At 32.1% G+C, this 26,827-nt stretch carries 24 protein-coding genes and 5 tRNA genes; 5 read left to right on the forward strand and 24 right to left on the reverse strand.

Going from position 1 to position 26,827, the window contains the following annotated elements; all coding sequences use genetic code 11:
* Positions 1–152: 152 nt before the first annotated feature.
* From RBH29_RS02900 to RBH29_RS02910, 3 genes are all read right to left on the reverse strand, one after another.
* Positions 153–1,613: a PH domain-containing protein gene (locus tag RBH29_RS02900; protein WP_306695019.1), complete on the reverse strand. Its 1,461-nt coding sequence runs from the start codon at positions 1,611–1,613 to the stop codon at positions 153–155.
* Positions 1,606–2,121, reverse strand: a complete 516-nt coding sequence (locus tag RBH29_RS02905) for a PH domain-containing protein (protein WP_306695020.1) — start codon at positions 2,119–2,121, stop codon at positions 1,606–1,608. Before RBH29_RS02905 ends, RBH29_RS02900 begins: the two co-directional genes overlap by 8 nt.
* Positions 2,122–2,357: 236 nt before the next feature.
* On the reverse strand, positions 2,358–3,185 hold the full coding sequence (locus RBH29_RS02910) for a dockerin type I repeat-containing protein (RefSeq protein WP_306695021.1): 828 nt from the start codon (positions 3,183–3,185) through the stop codon (positions 2,358–2,360).
* A 319-nt stretch (positions 3,186–3,504) separates the two neighbouring features.
* Here RBH29_RS02910 and RBH29_RS02915 point away from each other — a divergent pair, with 319 nt between their 5' ends.
* The gene (locus RBH29_RS02915; RefSeq protein ID WP_306695022.1) at positions 3,505–5,217 is read left to right on the forward strand and encodes a GAF domain-containing sensor histidine kinase; all 1,713 of its coding nucleotides are present in this window, start codon (positions 3,505–3,507) and stop codon (positions 5,215–5,217) included.
* On the opposite strand, the gene RBH29_RS02920 is transcribed toward RBH29_RS02915, so the two are convergent.
* The 6 genes from RBH29_RS02920 to RBH29_RS02945 all read right to left on the reverse strand — a co-directional run bounded on the left by RBH29_RS02920 (position 5,195) and on the right by RBH29_RS02945 (position 12,183).
* Positions 5,195–6,679, reverse strand: coding sequence for an ATP-binding cassette domain-containing protein (locus tag RBH29_RS02920; RefSeq protein ID WP_306695023.1), 1,485 nt, complete (start codon positions 6,677–6,679; stop codon positions 5,195–5,197). The two genes, RBH29_RS02915 and RBH29_RS02920, sit on opposite strands and share 23 nt — an antisense overlap.
* Positions 6,680–6,713: 34 nt before the next feature.
* The gene (locus tag RBH29_RS02925) at positions 6,714–7,547 is read right to left on the reverse strand and encodes an ABC transporter permease (protein WP_306695024.1); all 834 of its coding nucleotides are present in this window, start codon (positions 7,545–7,547) and stop codon (positions 6,714–6,716) included.
* A 69-nt stretch (positions 7,548–7,616) separates the two neighbouring features.
* Positions 7,617–8,579, reverse strand: coding sequence for an ABC transporter permease (locus RBH29_RS02930; RefSeq protein ID WP_306695025.1), 963 nt, complete (start codon positions 8,577–8,579; stop codon positions 7,617–7,619).
* A gap of 84 nt (positions 8,580–8,663) precedes the next feature.
* A complete protein-coding gene (locus RBH29_RS02935) occupies positions 8,664–10,301 on the reverse strand; it encodes a peptide ABC transporter substrate-binding protein (RefSeq protein ID WP_306695026.1) in 1,638 nt (545 codons plus the stop codon).
* A 56-nt stretch (positions 10,302–10,357) separates the two neighbouring features.
* Complete coding sequence (locus tag RBH29_RS02940; protein ID WP_306695027.1) at positions 10,358–11,218, reverse strand: HEAT repeat domain-containing protein; 861 nt, start codon at positions 11,216–11,218, stop codon at positions 10,358–10,360.
* 32 nt (positions 11,219–11,250) lie between these two features.
* On the reverse strand, positions 11,251–12,183 hold the full coding sequence (locus RBH29_RS02945) for a GGDEF domain-containing response regulator (protein ID WP_306695028.1): 933 nt from the start codon (positions 12,181–12,183) through the stop codon (positions 11,251–11,253).
* A gap of 298 nt (positions 12,184–12,481) precedes the next feature.
* Here RBH29_RS02945 and RBH29_RS02950 point away from each other — a divergent pair, with 298 nt between their 5' ends.
* Complete coding sequence (locus RBH29_RS02950; RefSeq protein WP_306695029.1) at positions 12,482–12,712, forward strand: hypothetical protein; 231 nt, start codon at positions 12,482–12,484, stop codon at positions 12,710–12,712.
* Positions 12,713–12,922: 210 nt separating this feature from the next.
* Here the strand turns inward: RBH29_RS02950 and RBH29_RS02955 are convergent.
* The 15 genes from RBH29_RS02955 to RBH29_RS03025 all read right to left on the reverse strand — a co-directional run bounded on the left by RBH29_RS02955 (position 12,923) and on the right by RBH29_RS03025 (position 23,532).
* Positions 12,923–12,997 (reverse strand) — tRNA-Cys (locus tag RBH29_RS02955).
* Positions 12,998–13,055: 58 nt separating this feature from the next.
* Positions 13,056–13,130: transfer RNA gene (locus RBH29_RS02960), tRNA-Gly, on the reverse strand.
* A gap of 54 nt (positions 13,131–13,184) precedes the next feature.
* Positions 13,185–13,260, reverse strand: a tRNA-Phe gene (locus RBH29_RS02965).
* Between the two features lie 4 nt (positions 13,261–13,264).
* Positions 13,265–13,341 (reverse strand) — tRNA-Asp (locus tag RBH29_RS02970).
* A gap of 5 nt (positions 13,342–13,346) precedes the next feature.
* Positions 13,347–13,422, reverse strand: a tRNA-Val gene (locus RBH29_RS02975).
* Between the two features lie 155 nt (positions 13,423–13,577).
* Entirely contained in the window at positions 13,578–14,456 is an 879-nt protein-coding gene (gene hslO / locus RBH29_RS02980) for an Hsp33 family molecular chaperone HslO (RefSeq protein WP_306695030.1), read from the reverse strand.
* A gap of 327 nt (positions 14,457–14,783) precedes the next feature.
* Entirely contained in the window at positions 14,784–14,987 is a 204-nt protein-coding gene (locus RBH29_RS02985) for a cold-shock protein (RefSeq protein ID WP_306695031.1), read from the reverse strand.
* 293 nt (positions 14,988–15,280) lie between these two features.
* Entirely contained in the window at positions 15,281–16,036 is a 756-nt protein-coding gene (locus RBH29_RS02990; RefSeq protein ID WP_373463286.1) for a class I SAM-dependent DNA methyltransferase, read from the reverse strand.
* A gap of 161 nt (positions 16,037–16,197) precedes the next feature.
* On the reverse strand, positions 16,198–16,374 hold the full coding sequence (locus RBH29_RS02995; protein WP_306695032.1) for a small, acid-soluble spore protein, alpha/beta type: 177 nt from the start codon (positions 16,372–16,374) through the stop codon (positions 16,198–16,200).
* Between the two features lie 378 nt (positions 16,375–16,752).
* On the reverse strand, positions 16,753–18,036 hold the full coding sequence (locus tag RBH29_RS03000) for a S41 family peptidase (RefSeq protein ID WP_306695033.1): 1,284 nt from the start codon (positions 18,034–18,036) through the stop codon (positions 16,753–16,755).
* 138 nt (positions 18,037–18,174) lie between these two features.
* Positions 18,175–19,299 (reverse strand): murein hydrolase activator EnvC family protein, encoded by a 1,125-nt coding sequence (locus tag RBH29_RS03005; protein ID WP_306695034.1) that lies wholly within the window; start codon positions 19,297–19,299, stop codon positions 18,175–18,177.
* Between the two features lie 56 nt (positions 19,300–19,355).
* Positions 19,356–20,240, reverse strand: a complete 885-nt coding sequence (gene ftsX, locus RBH29_RS03010; protein ID WP_306695035.1) for a permease-like cell division protein FtsX — start codon at positions 20,238–20,240, stop codon at positions 19,356–19,358.
* On the reverse strand, positions 20,209–20,916 hold the full coding sequence (gene ftsE / locus RBH29_RS03015) for a cell division ATP-binding protein FtsE (protein WP_306695037.1): 708 nt from the start codon (positions 20,914–20,916) through the stop codon (positions 20,209–20,211). The genes ftsX and ftsE overlap by 32 nt, the downstream gene beginning before the upstream one ends.
* Positions 20,917–21,134: 218 nt before the next feature.
* Positions 21,135–22,223, reverse strand: a complete 1,089-nt coding sequence (locus tag RBH29_RS03020; RefSeq protein WP_306695038.1) for a PucR family transcriptional regulator — start codon at positions 22,221–22,223, stop codon at positions 21,135–21,137.
* A gap of 196 nt (positions 22,224–22,419) precedes the next feature.
* On the reverse strand, positions 22,420–23,532 hold the full coding sequence (locus tag RBH29_RS03025; protein ID WP_306695039.1) for an ABC transporter ATP-binding protein: 1,113 nt from the start codon (positions 23,530–23,532) through the stop codon (positions 22,420–22,422).
* A 342-nt stretch (positions 23,533–23,874) separates the two neighbouring features.
* Here RBH29_RS03025 and argC point away from each other — a divergent pair, with 342 nt between their 5' ends.
* The 3 genes from argC (at position 23,875) to RBH29_RS03040 (ending at position 26,664) form a co-directional block, all read left to right on the forward strand.
* Positions 23,875–24,915: an N-acetyl-gamma-glutamyl-phosphate reductase gene (gene argC, locus RBH29_RS03030; RefSeq protein ID WP_306695040.1), complete on the forward strand. Its 1,041-nt coding sequence runs from the start codon at positions 23,875–23,877 to the stop codon at positions 24,913–24,915.
* Positions 24,916–24,995: 80 nt separating this feature from the next.
* On the forward strand, positions 24,996–25,892 hold the full coding sequence (gene argB, locus RBH29_RS03035) for an acetylglutamate kinase (protein ID WP_459076752.1): 897 nt from the start codon (positions 24,996–24,998) through the stop codon (positions 25,890–25,892).
* A 106-nt stretch (positions 25,893–25,998) separates the two neighbouring features.
* Positions 25,999–26,664: a PilZ domain-containing protein gene (locus RBH29_RS03040; protein ID WP_306695042.1), complete on the forward strand. Its 666-nt coding sequence runs from the start codon at positions 25,999–26,001 to the stop codon at positions 26,662–26,664.
* Positions 26,665–26,827: the final 163 nt, after the last annotated feature.

The following is a 26,827-nucleotide window of genomic DNA, read 5'->3' on the forward strand; positions in this document are numbered from 1 at the left end:
TTTTAAATATTTATAAACCACCTAATATTTTATCGACATATTACATAATCTACTTTACAAACGATAACACTACACTTTGTAATGGCTAAAAAATAGTATCCGATTCTCATCGTCCAAATCTCGTTAAAATAATAGGGATTTTGTCCTTTATATTAACCATTAGAAAACCAACTCCAAATTTTGTGTCCATTACTAAAATCAATATCCTTTAGAGTATAACTTTCACATATCATAGGACTTAAAACAGTTGTTTTAAAGGTTGTTAGACTATTCAACCTTTGAATTATATTAGCATCTAATGATAAATTTTGCATCTGTTTTTTCTTGATTAAAATAGTTTTTCTAGAAAATAATCTATTTCTTATAATTATATTATTAGAAATTATTTTGTAACCACCATCTTTGTATCTTATATATCCAAGGAATACTCCTAATACTAACAAAGTCAAATTTAGCCAAATCCAATTACCAATATCAAAGTAAGACATTAAAATTAAGTTTATTATTGGTATTAGCAAAAAAGGAGCTACACCTCTTATAATATACCTTTTCAAAGCTCTTTTGGGCAAAGGACAATACTCAGTTTCATAAATTCTATCTGGTGATATAAACTCTAAAAACTTCTTTATTTCCTCTTTTTTTATCATAGGATGAATTATTGTCTTTTTATCTTTTTCAGAGTTTATTCCTCCCGCAACAACTACTTCAATACACCCGTATCCTAACATCTGCCTGATAGGGGATTCTATTATTTTCACCGCTTGAATTCTATGGCGTTTAAAACTTAACTTCTTTTTTTCAACTATCCCTCTAGATAATTGAATTTCATCATTGTCATTAGAAACTACAAACTCTCCGTACCGTATAAAAACAATTATAATAGAAATCATCCAAGATATTAAAAAGATTATTATAATAAAAAATGCTATTATACTAACACTTAATTCACTTAGAAATTCTAATGCATTGTCTAAAACTGTTTCTGGAATTATTTGAGTGCCCTGAGAAAACAAAAAAGCAAGCACGGAAAAAATAAAACCTATCCCTTCAGAAGTCATCCCTGCTAATATTATTCTTTTATTACTAATTTTCCAATTCGAAGACTTTCTAACATCATTTTGAGTCTTTTTAACTTCCTTAAACTCATCACAAACAGTAACATCATCTATCTTTGTTAGTTCTTTTTTTATTGTTTCTGCATATTCTTTATTTATTGCATAAATATGTACCTCAGGTTCTAAAAAGCCTCCTGCTGTTTCAATTTCTAAAGTTACTAAATTAAATATTCTAAATAAAATACCTGCCTTAAAATTTATTGTTTGCACCCGTTCTCTTTTTATATACCTTTCCTTTTTTATAAATATACCTGACTTTATATGTAAGATACCATCTTCAAAAGAATACTTAAAAAAGAACCAGTTCAAAAAAATATATACAATATATAAAACAATTAGTATTATTGCAGAATAAAGAAAATATCCACCAAAATGTACTTCTCCTTCACTTCTGCTTTGACCTATTATAATAATTAGGGCATAAAGAAAAAAAGCTTTAGCCTTTTTTAAGAACTCATTTAACATGGTGATAGGATGAACTCTTCTTTCTTTAAACATCATCATCACTCACCTTTGCTAGTTCTGATATTTTAGACCTTAAAAATAAAGCTTTTTCCATTTTAATGGCCGGTATTTTGTGGACACTCCCAGCAGTAGAAATTGATAATGTGGCTAATTTAAAAAAACGCAAAATAGGTCCTTGCTCTGTATCAACATGTTGGATTCTAGCCGTAGGTATTAAAGTTCTTTTAATAACTATAATGCCATTTTGTATATCTACTTCTGTTTCTTTTATTTCATAACACCAATGATACATTCTAATAGAAGGTACTATTAAAATCTCAAGAACTCCCAAAGTAATGCTCATCCCTAATAGTATCCATGTAATAAAATTGGGCAAAGAAAAATATAAGTCATTTAAAATGTAAAAGACTATAGTTATTGTTATATATACTACAAAAGACACACATCCACTCAAAATCCAAGCCCTTTTAGCTATTGGATCCATTTTTTCACTTGGTTTTTTAAACTCCATATCATCACCTTTTTTGTGTTTTGCTCTCATGAAATCTCCTGCTCGTCATTTTTATCTTATTTTAAGACTCCACTTGAAGCCTCGATGTTTAGCTTTAGCTAAACGAGTTCACTTCTTATTAATTGGAAGTATTCTAATTCTAACACGAATTTAGTATTTTTATCAAATTAACTTTTAATATCTATAGTAAAAATAATGGAGTCAGGCTTGAATAATTTACTTACTCAATATTGAGTAAGTAAATTATTCAAGCCTGACTCCAAATATTAAAGTCCGTCTTTTTTCATAGCATTTACTATTCTACAATGATTTATAAGATCCTCTTCTGTCTCAGCCTCATGTACGTAGTTTAATCCATATGGCCAAAAATGTTGCCCGTCACCTTTTAAAGTTGCACTATCATCTCCTGTAATAGCTCGTAGTTCTTTTGTTGCATTTTCGCCAGCATAAGTACCATCTACTATAAGATTTCTCCAGCTATGGGATGTTCCTACTCCAACAGTATGTGCAATCTCATGCATTGCAGTAACATGATTCATATAACTGGTATTACCAAATCTTATTGTACCGTTTATATTTCCATCAGCTGTTGGAACAGACGGTTCATACAACACAACTAGTTCCTTTGTTATCGTGGTATAGGTGTTATAATATGATACTGCTGTTTCCATAGCCTCTTCTATCCGCCTGTAAGCGTCCTGTTCTTCAGAAGTAGGATTTTCTGCTCTAAAAATTGTATACGTTACATTTCCACTCACCTCTGGCGTTGGCTCCGGTGTTGGTATTGGTGGCTGCTGCGTGGATACAGGAAACTCTGATATAATATCTAATATGTATCTTACAATCAGAACATAGTCACTAGAATCTATTATACCATCACCATTTACATCTGCTGCTATTTCTCCATATTGGTATGAAAAAGAATCTTGAATACCTAATACATATCTTTTCACCAATGAGTAGTCAGATGAATCAACGCTACCATTTCCATCAACATCTCCATATACAAACTGATCTGAATAAGCAATACATGTAAAACCCGACATGCTAAGCAAGAAAACAATACACAGTGCAATTATTGACTTATTTTTCATAGCATTAATCTTCCTTTCTCTATATTTTTCCTCTCGTTTTATTTATTCGAACAATAATTTATTTTTAGGGCTATATTATATGAATAGATTACACCTAATAGAGCATGTTAATACGACGTGGAAAGGGAACACATTGTTTGAACGAAGCGAGATTTGAATTAATTATAATTTTATTGTATAATATATTACGTTAAGATTTCTTTCCATATAGCTTTTTTCATTACAATAACTAAATTATATGATTTGCAAAATTAGTTTTTGCAAATCATGTATCTAAAATTACTGAACATTTAATCAAAATACCATAAGGAGTCCTAAAATGATAAATAAAAGTATATCCCTTATATGCAACTCTGAAAACTCTAAATATGACATATTTTTTGATATGTTAAAAAAAAATCTACCTCAATTAAGATTTTACTTAAATGAAAATTATTTTATTAATGATATGAAAAACCATACTTCAAAAAGCCCTCAGAAAGACTCTGATTTTTTCATCTTATTTGTTGAATACTCACATTTAGATGATACCTACACTTACCTTAACTCCGCATACTCAAATCAGGACTATATACTTATAGCATTCGACAATAGCTTCCCTGATTCTTTAAATGAATATGACAATTTATTTGAATTCATAAATGTAAATAATCATAAAATGGATTTGTTTTTTAAAAAATTAATGAATGAAATAAATATCAAAAATAAAATACTTTCTCTTAAGTACGAATTAAAAGAATTTTATGAAATAGGTAAATCTTTATCTTCACAAAAAGATACCGTTAAACTTCTTGATATGATTGTAACTAGCTCTATAAATCTTACTTCATCAGATGCAGGTACTATTTATCTTGTAATTGATAAGAACACCTTTAACTGGACTTCTATAAAAGGCAACCAATATGATGATAAAATTTTAAAATTTATCATTGCAAAAAATATGAGCCTTGATATAAACCTAGAAACATACACTTCTCCTATTACAGAAGAAAGCCTTTTTGGTTATTCTGTAGTTACTGGAAAAGCAATTAGAGTTGATGATGCTTACAATATCAGTCCTAAAAGTAAATACAAACACAATGACAGCTTTGACAACTATACTGGATATGTAACTAAATCTATTCTTACCATACCAATGAAAGATCATGAAAACAATATTTCAGGAGTAATCCAATTACTTAATAAAAAGAAAAATAAACATGAAAAGTTAATTTTTTCTGATAAATCTTATTTAGATAACATTATTACCTATAATCGAAGTGACGAATTAATTATGAATTCACTTGCCGGTCAGGCTGCAGTTGCCCTTGAAAATAATACTCTATATAAAAATATGAAAAACCTTTTGGGCAACTATAAAGAGCAAAATATAGAATTGGAAAAATTAAGCCAAAAGATACTTATATCACACGAAGAAGAGCGAAAAAGAATTGCAAGGGAAATACACGACGGCCCTGCTCAATCTGTTGTGAATCTTTCTCTTAAAGTTGATCTGATAAAAAAGTATTTTAAAAATTCAATGTTTGAAAAGGGCATGGAGGAACTTGATAATATAAATTCATCTATTAAGTCTACTTCAAAAGAAATTCGAACTATACTATACGATTTAAAACCTTCATATTTAGAAGAAGGACTTGTAACTGCACTACAAAACAGACTTACTATTTTCGAGGAAAATACAGGCATTAAAGTTGATTTCAAGATAAATGGATCATCCCACCATGTAGAATACTATTTAGCCTCAAATATATACAGAATGGTTCAGGAATCACTGTCTAACATATCTAAACATGCTAAAGCTCAAAACGTAACAGTTGACTTTAGTGTTTATGATGACAAAGTACTTGTTTCTATAACAGATGATGGTATAGGTTTTAATGTAAAAGAACAAATTAAAAATCCTGAAAAAATACAAAGTGGATTTGGATTAAACGGTCTTAAAGAACGTGCTGAGCTTGTCAAAGGAAAAGTTAGCATAGATTCTGAAGTGAAAAAGGGAACATGCGTAACTATTTATGTTCCATTGAAATAATTTTACCCTGTTTTATAATTGCTATACGATTACTTATAGCGTTTAACACTTTTATATTATGGCTTATAAAAACACATGTTAAGTTCATATGACTTTTTAATTTTTTAAAGAGCTCAATTACTTGTTTTTGAGATATTGTATCTAAATATGAAGTGGGCTCGTCACATATAAGCACTTCAGGCTTTACTATTATAGCTCTGGCGATGCTCACTCTCTGTCGTTGTCCCCCGCTTAACTGATGAGGAAATCTGTCATGAAAACTTTCATCTAACCCGACTTTCTCAAGAAAATTTATTACAATATCAAAACGCTCTCTATGGTTATATTTTTTCTGTATATCTATTCCTTCTGCAACTATATCTAAAACTTTCATTTTAGGATTTAGAGAACTGTATGGATCCTGGAAAATTATTTGAACATATTTATGGTATTTCTCATCTCTAAATATATCTTTCCCGTCATATAATATTTTACCTGAACAAGGTGACTGGATTCTTGTCAAAACACGTGCCAATGTAGTTTTTCCACAACCACTTTCACCTAATATCCCTAGCGTTTCACCTTTGTATATATTAATGTCAATTCCGTCTAATGCTTTTTTAACAGTTTCTTTCCCTGTTTTATAATATTTTTTTAAATTATGAATTTTAATAATCGAAAGTTTTTCATCTTCTCTAATGCTTTTTTCTTTTTTAAAATCCCAAGCATTTAACAAATTCTTTGTCTCACTTTTCACCGGATTATTGTATATTTTTTCAGTCAATCCTTCCTCAACAATTTTTCCCCTGCTCATAACAGAAACTCTATCCGATACTTCTTTAGCTAAATCCAAATCATGAGTTATAAAAATAACAGAAACACCGTACATACGAGACATTTCTTTTAAAAGTCCTACGATAGATAACTGAGTATTCACATCAAGAGAACTAGTAGGTTCATCTGCAATAATTATTCTCGGAGCACTAGAAAATACTCCTGCGATAATTCCTCTTTGTGCCATGCCTCCACTAAGCTCATGAGGATATAAGTTTAAATACTCTTCTGGATTATCTATTTTCATTTTTTTAAGTAAATCTATTATTATCTTAAGTGCTTCTCTTTTATCAACATTTCTATGTTTGATTAACCACTCTGTTATCTGATTTTTCATTTTTAAAACAGGATTCAAATATGATAGAGGTTCTTGAAATATCATTCCTATCCTATTTCCACGTATTTTAGACATTTGTCTCTCACTAAGGCATTCTATGTCTTTTTCTTCAAAAATCAATTGTCCAGATTTTTCAAATGCGTATTCATCATTTAACTTTAAGATAGACCTTGCCAGCATGCTTTTGCCACTTCCCGACTCTCCAACCAATGCCAAAATCTCTCTTTCATATAAACTTAAATTGACACTATCCAATATTTTTTTATTTTTGTGCTGCACTGAAAAATCAGAAACTTTGAGAAGCTCTTCCATAGATTAAACCACCTTTTAAAAAGTTTCGCTTTTTTCACTCTTCTAAACAATATTTTATGATATCTCCTAAAATATTAAAGCTTATCATTGTAAGAGCAATTATAACTATTGGTATCATAACAAGCCAAGGATAATACATAATAAATCTAAAACCATCACTTGCTAAAGTTCCTAGACTTGCTTTTGGTATGCTAATTCCAAGTCCTAAAAAACTTAAAAAGCTCTCTGCAAAAATAGCTCCTGGTATGCTAAACATTAAATTAACCATAATCGAACCGCTACAATTCGGAAGTATATGCCTAAATACAATGTCTCCATTTCCTGCTCCCAATAGCTTTGCGGCATGAACAAATTCCATTTCCCTGAGCATTAGAGTCTGTCCCCTTACAATTCTCGCCACCCCTGTCCAGGAAGTCAGGGAAAGAGCAAAAATAATTGCTAAGGGACTACTTCCCATTATCATTGTAAAAAGTATAACAATAATTAAATCGGGAATAGAATATATTATATCTACTACTCTCATCAATATCTCATCCATCAATCCGCCTAAAATACCCGATATGCTTCCATATATAGAACCTATAATTATTTGAACAACTGCTGCAACAAAACCTACTAAAAGGGAAATTCTCGCCCCCTCCCACACTCTCACAAATAAGTCTCTTCCGAATTCATCAGTTCCAAATAAATGACCCTTTGACAACGGTGGACTGAAAGTATTTTTTAAATCTTGGGCATAAGAGCTGTTTTTTGACAATAAGGGAACAAAAATAGATAACAAGATAATCAGAGTTAAAAAAACAGCACAGCACAATGCCAGTTTATTTTTTTTTATGCAAAAGATAATTTTTTTTACAGTGTAAACCACGACATCTGCACTCCTAATATTTTCTAATACTACACTTAAAACCCAATATTTATCTAAAGCTAGACCAATTCACTTTTCAATTCTCACTCTTGGGTCAATAAAAGTATATAATATATCTGTCAACGTATTTACAATAATAACAACAAAAGAAGTGAACATTGAAAGTCCTAAAACCATCGTATAATCTCCAGCTTTAACACTGGAAACTAGGTGTTGTCCCAGACCTGGTATTGAAAAAATGCTTTCAATTACAAAAGAACCTAGAATTATTGAAGTAAAAAGAGGACCTAGCAAAGATAATACAGGTAATGCTGCATTTTTCAAAACATGCTTTAAAACAATTTCTTTTTCCTTCAAGCCCTTTGCCCTTGCAGCTAGAATATAGTTTTTCTTGTAAGTATTTATCATGCTTTCTCTCATCATTCTTGCGATTATTCCAAAGGCTCCAAATGCCAGTGCCATTGAAGGCACAATCGTATATCTAAAACCTTCCCACCCCGTAACGGGAAACACCCTGTAATTCACTCCTAAAAACCCTCGGACAAGTTCTGTAAACCTGTAACAGAAAAAGTATTGGAAAATTGTAGCTAGGATGAATCCCGGAACGGCTACTCCAATCATAGATATTGTAAGAGTAAAATAATCAATTAATTTGCCTTTATAAACTGCCGACATTATACCAAAAAACAAGCCAACAAAAACTGCTGTTATAAATGCTCTAAGGCCTAAATCTAATGATACTGGAAAAGTCCTTTTTATAATTGAATTCACACTTCTATTTCTATAGACCATGGATATGCCCAAATCACCTTTTGCTATCCCTCTTAAATATGTAACATACCTTTCATGCACTGGCTCTTCAATACCATATCGTTCTTTAAGGTTGTCCAAAATTTGAGGATGAACCATTTTATCCGAAGTAAAGGGGTCTCCAGGCAAAAAATGCATAAGAATAAAGGTCAGAGTAATAACCAACCATATAGTTAGAAGGCAGAACACAATTCTTCTAATAACAAAAAATATCAATTTCATCCCTTCTTTCTAAAAGGGGATTTTTAATCTTATTTTAAGACTCCAGCTGAAGCCTCGATGTTTAGCTTTAGCTAAACGAGTTCACTATTCAATATAAGTCCAGTATAAATCTATGTCCTGAATTGGACTGTTTCCTCTTACCAATCCATTAACCCTTGGATTTATGGCATAATCAAGTGCTAAATAGTAAACCGGCACTATCGGCATATCCTCCATGACCATTTCTTCTGCTTCAATCAACATATCTATTCTTTTTTCTCTATCCGTCTCACTAGTTGCTCTGGCTAAAAGACTATCAAAATCAGTATTATTATAAAATGCCACGTTAAAAGGGTTATGTGCGCTAAAGATATCAAGATATGCTAAAGGATCGTTAAAATCTCCTGCCCACATCAATAGAGAAAGTTGATAATTCTTTTGCATCATTCTATCTGTCATAGCATCAAAAGGCATAACTTGTATTTCTACTTCAATTCCTAAATTTTCTCTCCACATATCCTGAAAAGCCTGAGCATCCCTCTTTGATGTTTCCTTATCATCAACTAAAAGCGTCAATTCAGGCAAGCTAGTCAAACCCAACTGGGCTAAGCCAGTTTTTAATAAACATTTTGCTCTTTTCACATCATTGTCATTGAAAAAATTCCCTGCTTCATTTCTAAATGAGCGATTTTTTCCTCTTACAATTGGATTGACAAATGCTAAAGCCTCTTTAGAACTGCTGCCAACAATCTCCTCAACCAATGTTTTCCTATCTAAAGAATACGCAAGAGCTTTTCTGATATTTCTATTTTTCAATACATCATCTTCATTGTTTATAGATACGTACTGTGTAACTCCAGAATCATAATTGTCAAGGTGAAACCTGCTATCTTTTAGTTGCTCTTTTTGCCTGTCATGTGTTATATCTATAACATCTATTTCACCTGACTTAAAAGCAGTAAAAGCAGCTGAATTATCAGTTATCACTTTAAAATTTACTTTTTCTAAATGTATGTTTTCAGAATTCCAGTATGAATGATTCTTTTTAAGAACAATACCCTGTTGATGATCCCATGAAGCTATTTCAAAAGGACCGTTACCTATAATTGTCTCAGATTCCAGTGCATATGTAGTGGTATTGTTTTCAATAGGCTGGTCATTGTAAAAATCGGTATTTAAAGGCATGAATGTGCTATTAGATATAAGGCTTAAAAAATATGGAGCTGGGCTTTGTAATGTAACTGAGAGAGTTTTTTCGTCTTCTGCTACAATAGCAACATCTTCTTTGTCCCCTTCTCCATATGCGTATTCTAAAGCTCCTTCTATGCAAAATAGAAGATCTCCCATGTATGAAGGCTCATGATTTTGTGGCTGTGGATCAATTGCCCTAAGCCACCCATCCCTGAAGTGATATGCAGTGACATCCGTTCCATCCCACCATTTTGCCTCTTCTCTAAGATAAAAGGTGTATGTAAGTCCGTCATCACTTACTTCCCATGAACTTGCCACTCCTGCGACAGGTTCACCATTTTCATCACTTCTTACCAAACCTTCAAACATAGCATTTATCACTCTCATTGAGGTAGCGTCAAAAACCAGTTGTGGATCAATAGTGTAGGGTTCATCTCCTAAGTTTATTGTTATTTCATTAGAAACTGCATCAGCACTGCTGCAACCAGAAAGTAGAAGACTTACACACATCAAAAAAATTAACAACAACGAATAGAACAAATTTTTCTTCATAGAAAACTACCTCCTATAATTTAACTCCAATATTAAATTTTTGCATAATACTTAGTTCAAAAGTTTATATCATCCATATTTCCACCTAGTTTGTGAACAGCTGCCTTAATCTCACAAAACGTATCATAATCAATTGAATCCATATTTTTTTCAACATAACCCCTTAAGAAGGTTATTGCTCTTTTATCACCTAAATCTCCAATGCAAATAGCACCAATAATCTTATTGTCCATTTCTATAAATGTATCCTTAATGCATGAATATATATCCTCATAATTAGACTTTTCGCAAGTATTTATACCAATTTGAACCAATGTATATAAAAGATACTCTTCAAGATTTCCAATTTCTTTTGTGCTTCTCAATATACTTACTATTTTAGTTGTACAGGCACCACCAATATTTACCAAGGCACCATTTATTTCTTCTATTATAACTTCATTTTTAAAATCTACATCATATAAAAGTTCTATCAGCGTACTTACAGCCTTTTCATACTTTAACCTTCCAAGAAATCTTATTGCCATCAAAGAAATAAGCTTTTCTTCCTCATCTTTTATTAAAGAAGGCGAAGAAGCTAGTTCTATCAATTTATCCAAAGCATTTTCGCCATGATATTCCAATTTACGCACAAGCACTTCAGGCACGTCAACGTCACATATTTTAGATGCTGTTTTAAACATATCTATTAAATTATTCAAGTCATCTATACTGTCGAAATATTTTTCAGGACTAATTCCTCCTAAAATATCCAATTCCGTGCTCTCCCACTCCTTTAATTCCTCATCTAAAAAAGCTGATGCATCTCCTTCTTTTATTTTTAAAATATTTTCAGGCTTTGTGTCGTTAAACAGCCTGTCATAACCTTTTTCTATTGCCTTATTATAGCTTTCAAATAATAACTTTTTTCTATCCAAGATTTTATCCTCCCTCAAAAATAAAGCTTTACCTAACCTTTTCTTCTATCTTTAACATATACACTCCCAGGCATTGATTTTGCCTTTTTCTTTAATTCCGCAGCTATTTCCGCTATCTGCACATGACTTATCAGCTCTCTTTCTTCATTAGTAACAACTGATAAAGATATAGACACTATCGGAAATTTCATAATCTGTCCCTGTCTGTTACTTGTAACAATATAACCTCTGTCAACATCTTCTTTACAATATAACTCTTTAATTTTTATATCAAGATCCCTTATAATATTTTTAGAAATTACATCAACCTTATCAGGTGTAGTTATTATAACAAAATCATCTCCTCCAATATGCCCAATAAAGTCGGAGCTATTTCCATGTGTATGAGTACAGTCTATCAATACATCCGCCGTCAGTTTTATAACTCTGTCCCCACTTGCAAAACCATAGACATCATTATATGCTTTAAAATTGTCAAGGTCACAATATATAACTGCAAACATTTTACTTGTTGCAATTCTTTGATTGATTTCTGTTTGAATCTCAATATTTCCTCTAAGGCCTGTCAAGGGATTTGCCCATCTGTTTCTATCAATTCGCTTTAATGTATTTCTAACTCTGCTCACCAATTCTCTGCTGTTAAAAGGCTTAATTATGTAATCATCTGCACCAATCTCCAATCCTTCAAGTTTATCATCTTCATTTTCCTGTGCAGTAAGCATTATAATAGGCATAAGATTGTTACTTTCATCCTCTCTTAAAACCTTGCACACTTCAAATCCATCCATGCCCGGCATTACCACATCTAAAAGTACTAAATCAGGTTTTTCTTCCCTAACCCTTTGAATACCCTGAGGACCAGTAGAAGCAGTTACAACATCGTAATCGGAATCTATTAAAATATCCGAAATTAATTTTCTCATGAACCCAGTATCTTCAATTATCAATATCTTTTTTTTAAACATTACTGAAAGCTCCCATCGAAGTTAATTTATATACCTACTAAAATAAGTATCGGAAAAAATATATGAAAAAATAATATCACAATGCCCATTATATCTTAAAAAGATATTTTTGAAAAGTGAAAAAATATAACTAACTACAGGCTTTTTGTGATATACTTATAACAACGGGAATAATTACAACACACCGTTTTAAAGAGGCACGAAATATACACTTATAACCTTATGTGGTAATCCGTACCAGGTGCCAGTAAAGGTAAGAGACATATTTTACCCTCATCATATTAAAGGAGTGATATATTTGGCACAATTTTGTACTTGCGGATCATTAATGATCGATGAGAAGTGTACAAACAAAAATTGCAGTTACAAGGTATCCGCTAAGCCCAGTTCTTCAGCTAAAAAGCGTGCATCCTCAAAAAAGAGCACTGAAACTGCAAAAGAAAAACCTAAAACTACACGTACAAGAAGGTCTTCAAAATGTGTAACTTATAATTTACATGATAAAAAAGATGAAGAAAGTTCCGAATAGGACTTTCTTTTTTTTATTCAATTATTGATATGTTTTCTTTTCTCCATTAATAAGTCCCACATAAAAAGGCTTCAAATTATAAAATAATCTATATATGAGGGTGTGCTTGAGAAAAAAACTCAAGTTAAGTTTGTTTTAAAAGAAAGTGGAGATTTATAAGATTAAATAAAAGAAGAAGCTATAGTGTTAGTAACTCTATAGCTTCTTTTTTGGAGGCGCCACCCAGATTTGAACTGGGGAATAGAGGTTTTGCAGACCTCGGCCTTACCACTTGGCTATGGCGCCATATATTAAATACAGGATATCAGTTAGTGTAAAACACCGATATCCCAGTGAACTTTTGTGGAGCGGGTTACGAGATTTGAACTCGCGACTTTCACCTTGGCAAGGTGACACTCTACCACTGAGTTAAACCCGCATATTTGTTTTTGCGAAGCAAACCACCATTGGTCATTTGCTTCGCAAAAATCCTTGGTGCCCAGAGGCGGAATCGAACCACCGACACGAGGATTTTCAGTCCACTGCTCTACCGACTGAGCTATCTGGGCATACTGGCGACCCGGAAGGGACTCGAACCCTCGACCTCCAGCGTGACAGGCTGGCATTCTAACCAACTGAACTACCGGGCCTCATGTGGTGGGCACTACAGGGCTCGAACCTGTGACCCCCTGCTTGTAAGGCAGATGCTCTCCCAGCTGAGCTAAGCGCCCACATGAGTGTGCTTTATTTAAGCGACAATAAATAGTATACAAAATTTATTTCATAAAGTCAACACCTAAAACTTTATTTTTTTGAATTTATGCCTCTATATCTCTAACATACTTTATAATACTCATAAATTCATTGTTTTAAATCACCATCGATATTAATTTTTGCTTTCAATTATTTCTTTTAGCTCTGAATCAGAAAATTGATATTTCATATTACAAAAATGGCACTGTGTCTCTATTCCCTGCTGTTTTTTTAATATGTCAATTATCTCCTCTTTTCCAAGACTGATTATATTTTTATACATACGCTGTCTTGAACAATTGCACTTATAATTACAGGGAGCTTTTTCTACAACTTTTAATCCTTTTTCAGAAAATATTATATCCAGTATATCTTCCGGTGTCTTTCCCTCTTTTAGCAAACCTGTAACTGAAGGTAATTTGTTAATTCTTTCTTCAATAAAACTAATGGTCTCTTCTCCTGCATCAGGCATTAGCTGAATAATAAACCCTCCTGCACTTTCTATAATCTTTTCTGAACTAGCCAAAACTCCTAAAGCCACACTGGTAGGAATTTGTTCAGAATAAGCATAGTAATATGCTACATCTTCACCAATCTCGCCTGATACTAAATCCACATATCCTACATATGGCTCTTTTAAACCCATATCTTTAACTACATTTAAGTACCCCTTACCAACAGCACCTGCTACATCAAACTTCCCCTGATCATTTAATGGAAGATAAATCAATGGATTATGGACATATCCCCTTACATTTGCCTTAGAATCAGAAACTGCAACAATACCACCTAAAGGTCCATCTCCTTTAATTTGTATTGTTTGCGTATCCTTATCCCCTTTTAAAAAAACAGACATTAAAGCTGAGGCTGTAAGAGTTCTCCCCATAGCAACAGAAGCTAGCGGCGATAAGTTATGAACTTTTTGTGCATGCTTTACTGTATCAGTAGTTACTGCTGCTACCACCCTTATTTTACCTTCTTCTGCAGTAGCTCTTACAATATAATCTTTCATTTGCTAATCCCACCTTATAAACTATTGTATAGTCAACTTTTTTATCTTATTCTAGTGCAAAATTTCGTAAATTCATAATCATTTATGATTGTTTTGAGCATTAAAATATGCTCACATAATTACTGTGTCTTGCACTAGTACCTATCTTTTAGTGCAAGTTACTTTTATAACCTTCTAATGAATAGAATTTTTCGTCAATTTCCATTATAGTAATTTACAAAAACTAGAACTTTTATGAATTTCTATACTTTAAAAAAAGACAATTGAAAACCCCGGTACTTTTTCATACCGGGGTACTTAGGCTATTTTTTAATCAAATGTAACGCCTTATTGGCACCTGCTAACATTTGAAGCCTGAGGTCCTTTAGCACCTTCAACCACTTCAAATTCAACTTCAGTACCTTCCTCTAATGTCTTGTAGCCATCCATGTTTATTGCTGAGAAATGTACAAAAACATCGTTTCCTTCATCTCTCTCAATAAAACCAAACCCTTTTTCAGAATTAAACCATTTTACTTTACCTTTTTCCATCCTGCACGCCTCCTGAACTTAATACTTTAACTTAGCTTGCATTTTACATGCTCTTACTAAATCTATAACATTGTATCATATTTTTGCATTGCTTGTCAATCTGATTTTTTTGCTTATATTTTATCCCTATTGCTGTAACATACGTTTTACATAGTTTGAGCCACTTTTTATTTTTTATAATTTTATTTTTCCTTAACTCTTAAAATTTATTCATTTTAAGACTAAATGATATTTTTGTTTTCTTTTTTCATAAATATAACTATTTTTGTTTTTCTAAAGCTAAAAAAGTTCACTTAATTAATTTCTTTTTTGCAAACAAAAAATCCTCTTTGAGTCTTTGAAGATATTTTACGCAACTTCAAATTGTCATATATATTTAAAAGTTTCAAGCCACTTTCACTTATCATCTTTTTTAAATCATTTATCTCATAGCATCTTTCTAAATGAACTTCATCAATTCTTTTATATATATTATTTTCTTTCATGAATACTGTCAAGTCAAATTCACATATATTTTTTTTGCTGTCAAAATAATTTTGCCATATATAAGTTATTTCTTCTGACACATCGTAAAACACATTGTTTTTCAATATATTTTTAAACTTAAAAGGTGTGTTTATATCAAAAATAAACAATCCTCCATCATTCAAATAATTATATACATTTTTTAATAACTTTTTTACATCTTTTTTATATAAAATATAATTTAAACTATCCATAAGACATATGATGGTATCAACAGTTCCGTAAAGCTCAAAGTCTATCATGTCTTGATTTAAGTATAAAATATTTTTAAAATCAAAGGACTTATGTTTTGCACAGTTTAACATATCAGTGGATATATCTACTCCAATCATATCATAGCCTCTTTTAGCCATTTCAACAGTAAAGCTTCCTGTGCCACAGGCTAGGTCAAGCATAAGAGAAGGTTTTATTTTATGAACCTTAAAAATATTCTCAATAAAATCTGCCCAATTTTTATAGTCCACATCGTACATCAATTTATCATATACATACGCAAAATCTGCATAAGCAAAACTCTCATCCATTTAAAAACCCCCTCAAGAAAATTCGCTAGGGCCCCCTATAATTCCCCTCTAAGGCTGCTCCCTAGCCTAGAAATTTACAAAAACTAAATTCTTATAAATTCCTACGCTTTAAAAAAGAAACTCCACCTTGTAGAAAGCAGAGTCTTAGATACGCTTAAACCTCATTGTGCCTTTTGCTTTTTTTCCATCTGCATCAATTTTTTTCTCTTTGTAATCAGTCCGCCTATTCTACCTGTCTCTTTTGCGGTTAAACTTTTCCATCCCTCTTTTTTAACCTTTTCAAATAATCCTAATTCTGTAACCACTTCGTATTTTATTTTTTCATCTATATTTTCCAAAGTGCACCACCTCCATAAAGTATTATTTACAACTTGAGCTAAATATATGTACAAATATATATTATTTCTTTTAACAAAATCTTTACAAAAGACTCCATTATTTGTTACGTTAAAATAATACATTTATGTTTATATTCTTTATCTTTCTCTAAGACTGGACATTAGGCTCTAATGTTTAGGTAAAGCTAAAGGAATTTACTGATATATTGTTTGCAAAAGATTGTATAACTGTTTAGTTTTAGAAAAATCATCTACTAGATGCTCCTGCATTAAATTCTCTAACAAACTTAATACAGAAGCCATATAATAAAATCTAAAGAAAATAGCGTTCATCCATTAGTAATAAACTTTTTCCTAAAAGAGCTAAGTTTTTTGTAATTATAACTGCTCTTTTATCGCTTTGATAGCTTCCTGAAGCTGTTTATCTTGCTCTCTTGGTACTTGCGAAACTGGAAGATACTTGTTTTCTTCATCTAGCTCAATCTCCACATGAGGTTCAATGCCCTTTTCATGGATATTTGTTCCTAAAGGTGTAAAATAAGTTGCAGTAGTAAATTTTAAACCTGCACCGCCATCCAGTTCTGCTATGTTCTGAACCAAACCTTTACCAAATGTAGTTTGCCCCACAAGCGTACCCTTATCATGGTCTTTAATGGCTCCTGCTAAAATTTCTGATGCACTTGCACTGAACTCATTAATCAAAACTGATATAGGTTTATCAAGTTCTGATTTTCCTGAATTTTGTTCCATCCTGTTTCCAGCTCTGTCCTCCATATAAACAATAAGTTCTTCATGTATCAAACGACTTGCAATTTTAACAACCTGCTCAAAATCTCCTCCTGGGTTGTCTCTGACATCTATAATCAAACCTTCCATTCCTTTATCAATGAGTTTGCTTAAATGATTTCCAAAATAATTAGCAGACTCGGCATCAAACATTGATAATCTAATATAGCCTATATTGTTTTCCAACATTTCGCTGTTTACATTCACTATTTTTATTGTCTTTCTGACAATTGTAAAATCAATATACTTTTCTTCCGATGGTCTATACACAGTAATATCAACTTCTGTGTTTTCCTTACCCTTTATCATGCTTACAATCATGCTGTCGTCTCCTATAGTAGTAACGTCTTCACCATCAACCTCTACTATCTTATCACCCATCTTCATTCCCGCCTCCATAGCCGGCGAATCTTCAAATGGTTCAACTACAGTTAAAATACCATCATCAGGCATATTAACTGTCACACCAATACCAACATAACTGCCTTGAGATCTCTCCATAAAAAGCTCCATCTGATCTTTTGTAAAGTAGACAGTATAAGGATCTTCCAACGAATTCGCCATACCGGCAATGGAACCTTCAAGCAAAACATCTTCATCAACTTCTTTATAAAAATACTCGTTTAAAAGATTATATACGTTTTTGTATCTTTTTACATTTTCATAATCCACCTTATTACTATCAAAAGTTATGGCATATGATGGATCAAAACTTCGTCTTCCACTATTGTCAACATCATCTAGGTCATCAGCAGGAACAACAACAATATGTGGATTGGTTATATGCCAAACTAAAAAACCACAGGATGTAACTGTAACTGAGGCAATAACGGCAAGCACTATCGGAAGTACTTTTTTGGTAAAACTATTATTCAAAATCTCACACTCCCCATATTATTTTTTACTACATTTTGTTTCATATTTTTCCCTTTCTTTTTGTTAATTTCTAATTATATCATATGCTTATTTTCTTTATAATATAGCAAAATCCGGAAAGCCCGGATTTGTTTTTGCTTAACCTGAAACATATGACATAGGATCAACAGGCGTACCATTTTCTCTTACTTCAAAATGCAAATGAGGTCCAGTAGATAGGCCGGTACTTCCTATCTTGGCTATTTCATCTCCTGCATTTACTGAAGCACCACTACTAACCAGCAACTGACTGCAATGGGCATAAAGTGTTGTAATTCCACCCCCGTGGTCAATAACAACTGTATATCCATATCCCCCCTGCCATCCTGACATTATTACTGTTCCATCATTAGCCGCAACTATTGATGCACCTGTGTTTGCTGGAACATCTATACCTGTATGCATTCTATATTCATTCAAAATAGGGTGAAGTCTGTTTCCAAAAGGAGATGTTACTCTAGTTGAACTTGGAACTGGCCAAGTCATAACTCCACCAGTATAATCTGCGGTTTTTTGGAGATTTTTTATCTGATTTTCCAACCTTCTGGACTTTGCGATTAATTCATTTTCTCGTCTCTCCAAACTACTAAGCCTAGAGTTAATACTTCTTATCTGAACTTCCAACTCTTGAGTTGTAGCCTTTATATCATTTAAATCTGTTAATGCACCAGAAGCTTTGCTCTCAAAATCAGTTCTCTCATCTTCAGCAAGCTGTCTTTTATATTCTATTTCTTTCTTAGCCTTCTCTATCCCCTCTACAAGCTCTTTATCCTTTTGACTTATAGCTGAAATAAGATCAAGTCTTCTAAAAAAGTCAGGTATACTTTTTGACTCTGCTATAATTTCAAGGTATGACATATTAGAATTCTGATACATAACATTAAGCCTTACCTTAAACTTTTCCAGCTGTTTTTCATAATCTTTTTCACTTTCAAGTATTGCTTCATCTAACTCTTCTAAAATTCCATTTAATTCATCTACTTTTTGAAGAAGCTCATTATATTCCCTTTCTGCTCTGCCCTGTTCTGTCTCTAAGTATTGCTGTTCATTTCTTACTGAGTTTAACCTCTGTTCTTCATCCCTTTGTTGAGACGTAACCTCATTAATTTCACTTTGAACATTGTCTCTTTGGTTCTGTGTGTTGCTTAGAGTATCAGAATATGCTGGAATTATAACCATAAGCATCATTGATATTAATACACTAAGTTGTATTACTTTTTTCACCAATTTCTACCTCCCAAAAAAAGATTGAATTTAAACGTCTAAGAATATTTAAATTCTTAGACACGCAAATATTTACGTATTGAAACTGCACTTCCTAAAGCCCCTACAAGTACACCTATTAACAACATACTTGAAATAAGACTAAAATAAATCTCACTTTTATCAACTATCTCCAAACCATAAATATTTAAATCAAATCTATCAAACACTTTAGAATAAACAAAATTCACTATACTAAAACTTAAAATCGCTCCTATCAAACCTATAATAACACCTTCTACAATAAATGGCAAGCGAATAAACCAGTCAGTTGCACCTATATATTTCATTATATTGATTTCTTTCTTCCTTGAAAACACAGCTAATTTAATGGTGTTAGATATAATTACAATAGACACTATAATCAGTAGTAAAAGCACAAAACTGCTTCCTACTCTAACCCAATGACTGATTCTACTCATAAAGTCTATTGCTTCTTCTGAATATGCTACATTATACACTCCTGGAAAAGCTAGCAATTTCTCCTTTACATCTTCTGCATCTTCAGAATTATTTAAACTTACTGTAAAGGAAACAGATAAAAAATCATCACCAAGACCTTCCATTATAGATTTGTTGTCTCCTAATATTTCCTGCATCTGTTCATAGGCCTCTTCTCTCGTGACCATGGTATATTCCCTTATTCTGTCATCTCCCATGATAAGCCATTCAATAGACCCAATTTGCGAATCATCAAGTTCCGCATCACAAAACACTTCCATCTCCGGCTTTTCACTTTGCAGCTCTACATTATGATTTATATTTGACATAGTCGCCAAAAATCCACCAAGTACAATTAGTGAAGCTGCAACTACAGCCATAGAAGCAAAAGACATCAATATATTTTTATATGTGTTGATAATACCTTCTTTAAATATATATTTGCTTGTTCTCAGCTTCATTTTCGTATTGTCCTTTCTCCTGATCCCTCATAATTTGACCTTTTTCAATAGCAATTACCCTCTTTTTCATAGAATTTACTATTCCCTTTTCATGCGTAGCCACAATAACAGTGGTACCTCTATAATTTATATCTTCTATTAATTTCATTATTTCCCATGATGTTTCGGGATCCAAATTTCCTGTCGGCTCATCTGCAATTAACAAAGATGGATTATTTACCAAAGCTCTAGCTAAAGCCACCCTTTGCTGTTCGCCTCCTGAAAGCTCGTTTGGATATACATCAGCTTTTTTACTCAAACCAACCAAACCTAAAGACATCGGCACCTGTCTTCTCATTTCTTTTGGAGAGGCTTCTGTAATGTGCATTGCAAATTCAACATTTTCATAAACAGTTTTTTTAGAAAGCAACCTAAAATCTTGAAAAACTACGCCCATACTTCTTCGCAAGTAAGGTACTTCCTTTGACTTTAAATTAGAAACATTAAAACCATTTACATGTATATTTCCCCCTGTAACTTTTTCTTCCTTTAGTACAAGTTTTATCAATGTGGACTTGCCCGAGCCACTAGGTCCAACAATAAATACAAACTCTCCTTTATTAATATGAAGATCTATTTTATTTAGTGCTAATGTTCCATTTGTATATTTTTTTGATACTGATTTAAAATCTACCACGTTGACCTCCTTAAAAGTCAAACCCATATTTGTTTTATTCTATATTAAAGGATTAAATCCTCTTCTCTAATTATTTTATATTAAAATTCTTTTAATCGCAATAATTTTTTTGAACCTAGGTATGCATTTAATAATTGTGTTTGAAATCATTACAGAAACTTAAGTTTCACAGTCTAGAGTATTTTTCTTATTTTAACTTAGTTTGCTTTAGAATAAAATTAATAGTTAAAAGCTTGATTGCTGTCAAGATATTTTTTTACCATAACTGCAACTTTAAAAATAATTGCATCATCAAACATTTTTATATCCAGCCCAGTACTCTTTTGAATTTTGTCAAGTCTGTAAACCAAGGTATTTCTGTGAATATATAACTGCCTTGACGTTTCACTGATATTTAAATTATTTTCAAAGAATTTTTGAATTGTATCCATTGTTTCCTTGTCTAGCGTTTCAAATCCTCCCTTTTGAAACACTTCAGCCAAAAATAATTCACAAAGCGTTGTTGGTAATTGATATATAAGTCTTCCTATTCCTAATTTATTATAGTTTATAACCGACTTTTCACTTTCAAATATCTCGCCTATTTGAAGAGCCATTCTAGCTTCTTTAAAAGATTTTCCCAAGTCTCTTATACTGTCAACAATTGTACCAATTCCAATTTTAGCCTTTATCATTGCTTCCGTAGAAAGTGTATCCACTATTACTTTTGAAATATTTTCCAGTTCTTTGAAGTCATTTTCTTCCTTTAGTTCTTTAATTAAAACTGTAGTTTCATCATCAAGAATTATGACAAAATCCTTGTTCCTATTTGGAAATAGCCCTTCAACAACCTCATACGGGTATATATCTTTTATTTTCAAAGTCTTTATCAAAAGTGCAACACGATAAACATTATTAGGAAGTCGAAGCTCTTTTGCCTTTAATGTAATATCTCCTAATAAAATATTATCCATAATTATATTCTTAATAAAATTTGCCTTGTCATATTTATCCTCATAATAAGATTTTAAATTAACAACATTCATAGATAAAAGAGAGAGAAATTTAGCATTGTTCTCATTTGTGGAATTAATATATGCGATAAACTCCAACTTGTTTTTTATATAAATTTTTTGAAAAGACTGATTTTCAAAAACATTAAAAGTTTTTTCAGATTTCATTATTTCTGATATCAATGGATTTTTCATTCCAACTTTCTTTTCATTTGAACACACTGCAATAATCCCCGAATCATCCATAAGTCCCAACTCTTCGTTAATAATGCTTTTTACTTGATTTACAAGATTCTGATAAAGTTTAATTCTCAATTTAACATCCCCCTCAATTACTTATCATTAAAACCAGGGTGCATGTTATTTAATGAATAAAAATATTGAATAAACATTGTAAAATATTGTTCTTCACATTTAATATATACACCCTTATATTATTATATAAATAAAAAAACAAAAGGGAAAGTCTTTTTTGACCTTCCCTCTTTGGTATTTTTTAGTTTTTATCAAATTAATTCATTATTGTTTTTTCTGTTTCCTTGTCAAACAGATGAGCTTTATTTGTATCAAAAGCAATTTTAATTAAATCTCCAACTTGAGCTTTCGTTCTTGGATTCACCCTAGCAACAAAGTTAATTTCTTCTATTATTACATAAAGTAATGTCTCAGAACCAAGCATTTCCACAACTTCCACTCTTGCAGTTACTACACTGTCAGACATTGATTCTAGGTAAACAGCTTCGTCATGAAGGTTTTCAGGTCTTATACCCATAACAACTTCTTTCCCAACATATTCACTTGACATTAGCTTCTTTGCTTTGCCCTCTGGCAATTTCACAGTATTTTTACCAAACTTCAAGTCAACTCCATCTCCAACCTTCTCAACTTTTACATCCATAAAATTCATCTGAGGACTTCCAATAAAACCTGCAACAAACATATTTTGTGGACGCTCATAAAGATTTGTAGGAGTGTCAACCTGCTGTATGTATCCATCTTTCATAACAACAATCCTTGTACCCATTGTCAAGGCCTCTGTTTGGTCATGAGTAACATATATAATAGTAGTTTGAAGCTTGTTGTGCAATTTGCTTATCTCAGTTCTCATCTGAACTCTAAGCTTTGCATCAAGGTTAGATAAAGGCTCATCCATCAAGAAAACCTTAGGTTCACGTACTATTGCACGACCAAGTGCAACCCTCTGTCTCTGACCTCCAGATAATGCTTTAGGTTTCCTTTCAAGAAGATGCTCAATATCAAGTATCTTAGCAGCTTCTAAAACTCTTCTCTTAATTTCATCTTTAGGCATTTTTCTAAGTTTTAGACCAAAAGCCATATTGTCAAACACTGACATATGAGGATACAACGCATAATTCTGGAAAACCATTGCTATATCCCTGTCTTTAGGAGCAACATCATTTACCAATTTGTCTCCTATATACAATTCTCCATCAGTTATTTCTTCAAGTCCTGCAACCATCCTAAGTGTTGTAGTTTTACCACACCCTGAAGGACCAACCAATATGATAAATTCCTTATCCTCAATATCTAAATTAAAATCATTAACAGCTGTAACCCCACCTGGGTACACTTTATACATATTTTTCAGCTTAACACTTGCCATTTTTTCCCCTCCTATTTTGTTTTGAACAGTATTTAATATTAATATAACATGTCAGGCTAACCTCTGCTAGTATACTTTTTAACAAAAAATTTTTTTCTATTTAGTAAATTTGCATAAAAGGACATACTATTTAATAATGTTTTTGTTTTATGCTTCCTTATTCAAAGGTTTTTTCGCCACATATATGTCAAAAATTAAGGGGCATTTACCCTCTATACAAAAATGATATTGAATTTTTATGCATTAATATGTATAATTATAACGATGGTAATTATAATAATATATCATATATAAAGAATAGTATTTTTCTTAATATTATATTTAAGCATGGAGGTAAGTAAAATGTTAAATGTAGGTATAATAGGGGCTACTGGTTATGTAGGAATAGAAATAGTAAGGCTTTTACAAAATCATCCTGAAATCAACATAAGCACCGTGGTTTCACACAGTTTTGCAGGTCAGAAAATATCTGATGTGTACCCAAATTTAAAGAATGTATTTGACATGGAGTGTGAAAAACTTGATATAGATGATATTTCTGACAAAGCAGATGTTTTTATAACTGCTCTGCCCCATGGAATTTCAAAAGAAGTGATTCCAAAACTTATAGAAAAAAACAAAAGAGTTGTAGATCACAGCGGGGACTTTCGCTATAATTCAATTGAAGTCTATGAAAAATGGTATCATACCCAACACGGTATGCCCCATTTGCTCGATATGTCTGTTTACGGACTGCCTGAACTTTATAGAGACAGGATTAAAGATGCAAAAATAGTTGGCAACCCAGGTTGCTACCCTACTTGTTCCATACTAGGCATTGCACCATTAATAAAAAATAAACTTATAAATACAAAAGGTATAATTGTCGATGCAGCTTCTGGAATAACAGGTGCAGGAAGAAGTACCAACTTACCTTTTCAGTTTTGTGAAAGCACTGGAAACTTCAAAGCATATAAAGTTTCAAATCACAGACATACATCTGAAATTGAACAGGAGTTATCTTCTTTAGCTGAGGAAGATGTAATGATTTCTTTCACACCCCATCTTGCACCTATGAAAAGGGGCATGCTATGTACAACGTACGCAGATTTAACATGTGAGAAATCCTCAAAGGAAATTATTGACATGTACAAGGAATACTATAAAGATGAATTCTTTGTTAGAGTAATGGATGAAGGTAGTTTACCTGAAACCAAATACGTAGCAGGTTCAAATTATATAGACATAGGGCTTGTTGTAGATCAGCGTTTAGGTAGAGTGATTATAATGTCAGCCTTGGACAATTTAGGCAAAGGAGCCTCTGGGCAAGCAGTACAGGATTTAAATATTATGTTTGGACTGCCTGAACACTTAGGACTTAAAACTCCTAGTCTTTATCTATAAAACAGGTGTATTTAGTAAATGTACGAATTAATATACAGTTTATAAAATGATTGTTTGGAGGTATTAAATTGAAAGTATCTATGGAAACCATTATAAAAAAGGCAGAGATACTAATTGAAGCCCTGCCATATATCCAAAAACTTTTTGGGAAAACAGTGGTTATAAAATACGGTGGAAATGCAATGATAAATGAAGAGTTAAAAAACTCTGTTATAGAAGATATCACTCTTCTTAAATATATAGGAATGAATCCTGTCGTTATACACGGTGGAGGTCCTGATATAACAAATGCCCTTAATAAATTCAACATTAAAAGTGAATTTATAAACGGCCTTAGAGTAACTGATAAGGAAACGATGGAAACTGCTCAAATGGTTCTTGTTGGTAAAACAAACAAGGAAATTGTTTCTTTACTTAATCAAATGGGTGGAAAAGCAATTGGTTTAAGTGGAATAGATGGAAAGCTTATAGAGTGTGAAAAGTACAAAACTTCTGTGAAAGGAGAAGAAGTAGACTTAGGGTATGTGGGAAAGATAAAAAAGATTAATTCCAAGCTAATAGAACTTGTAGCAAAAGACGAATATATACCCATTGTTGCTCCTATAGGTGTAGGGGAAAACGGTGAAAGCTATAATATAAATGCCGACACCGTTGCAGGCGAAATAGCCGCTTCTTTAAAAGCCGAAAAATTAATGCTTTTAACTGATGTAGAAGGAGTAAAAACAAAGGATGACAAAATAGTTCCTGCACTTACTGCAAAAGAAGCTCATGAGCTAATTGATAAAGATGTAATAAACGGTGGAATGATTCCAAAAGTTTTAGGCTGTATCGATGCTCTCGAAAAGGGAGTTGGCAGAACACATATTGTGGACGGTCGAATTCCCCATTGTCTTCTCCTTGAGATTTTTACCAATAAAGGTATTGGCACCATGATTATGAAAGAAAAAAATCTATACTTTGAAAACGAAAAGCTATGAAATCATGTTAAATAATATTTTTCACTCTATTTTGAAGGATTTTAACAGAAAAAGAAGAATAGATAAAGGGGACACTACTTTGTAAATTACAGGAGGCCTGGTTGTTTTGAGAAAAAACATTGTATCATCATTACTAAAAGAAGGTATGGTAATTAGCACCAGACTATCTTTTTGTAATGTTTGGACTCAAAATATTATATATAAAGTAAAAAATCGTTCGGTTACTGTTGCCCTTTTAACCGACTATCTCGAAAGTATTATTATGCCAGGTCAGCCTTTTTTAATTAAATATTCAAATGAAAATTCAGAATATGTATTTAAAGGAGAAGTAACAAAAGTAGATCCTGAATTTCCTAGTTCAGTTACAATTAATGTTCTTAATGTAACTGAACTAAAAAACCAACGTGTTTTCCCTCGAGTTGATGCATATTTAGCTGCAAACATAAAATTAGAGGATGACAATCAGGAATATTTTGCAGTAATTCACGATATAAGTCTTGTAGGCATGGCTTTTTATTGCAAGGACATTTTAGAACCTGAAGACAAACAAATCGAATGCTTTATATATCTTCCAAATAAACAAACTATCTCTGCCAAAGGCAAAATTGTAAGAACTATTTTTAAAAATGATGATATTATTGACTATGGAATTCAGTATATTGAAATGCATGAAGAAAATAACAATAGTCTTTCTAACTTCTTCACTGATATTGAAGAAGTTAAATCAAAACTTCAAAGTGAATTTGTTAACTCTATAAAAAAACACCTTTAATATACTCTATATGAGTTATATCAATCTTTTCTTTTATCTTATTCTAAAACTGCACCTGAAGCCTCGATGTTTAGCTTTAGCTAAACGAGTTCTCTCACTATAGTCCCATATCTTTTAAAACTTGCTTTTAAAATGTTTTTTAATAGAATAAATTTTATATTTA

The sequence above is a fragment of the Herbivorax alkaliphila genome (genome assembly GCF_030848475.1).
Classification (GTDB): Bacteria; Bacillota; Clostridia; order Acetivibrionales; family Acetivibrionaceae; genus Herbivorax.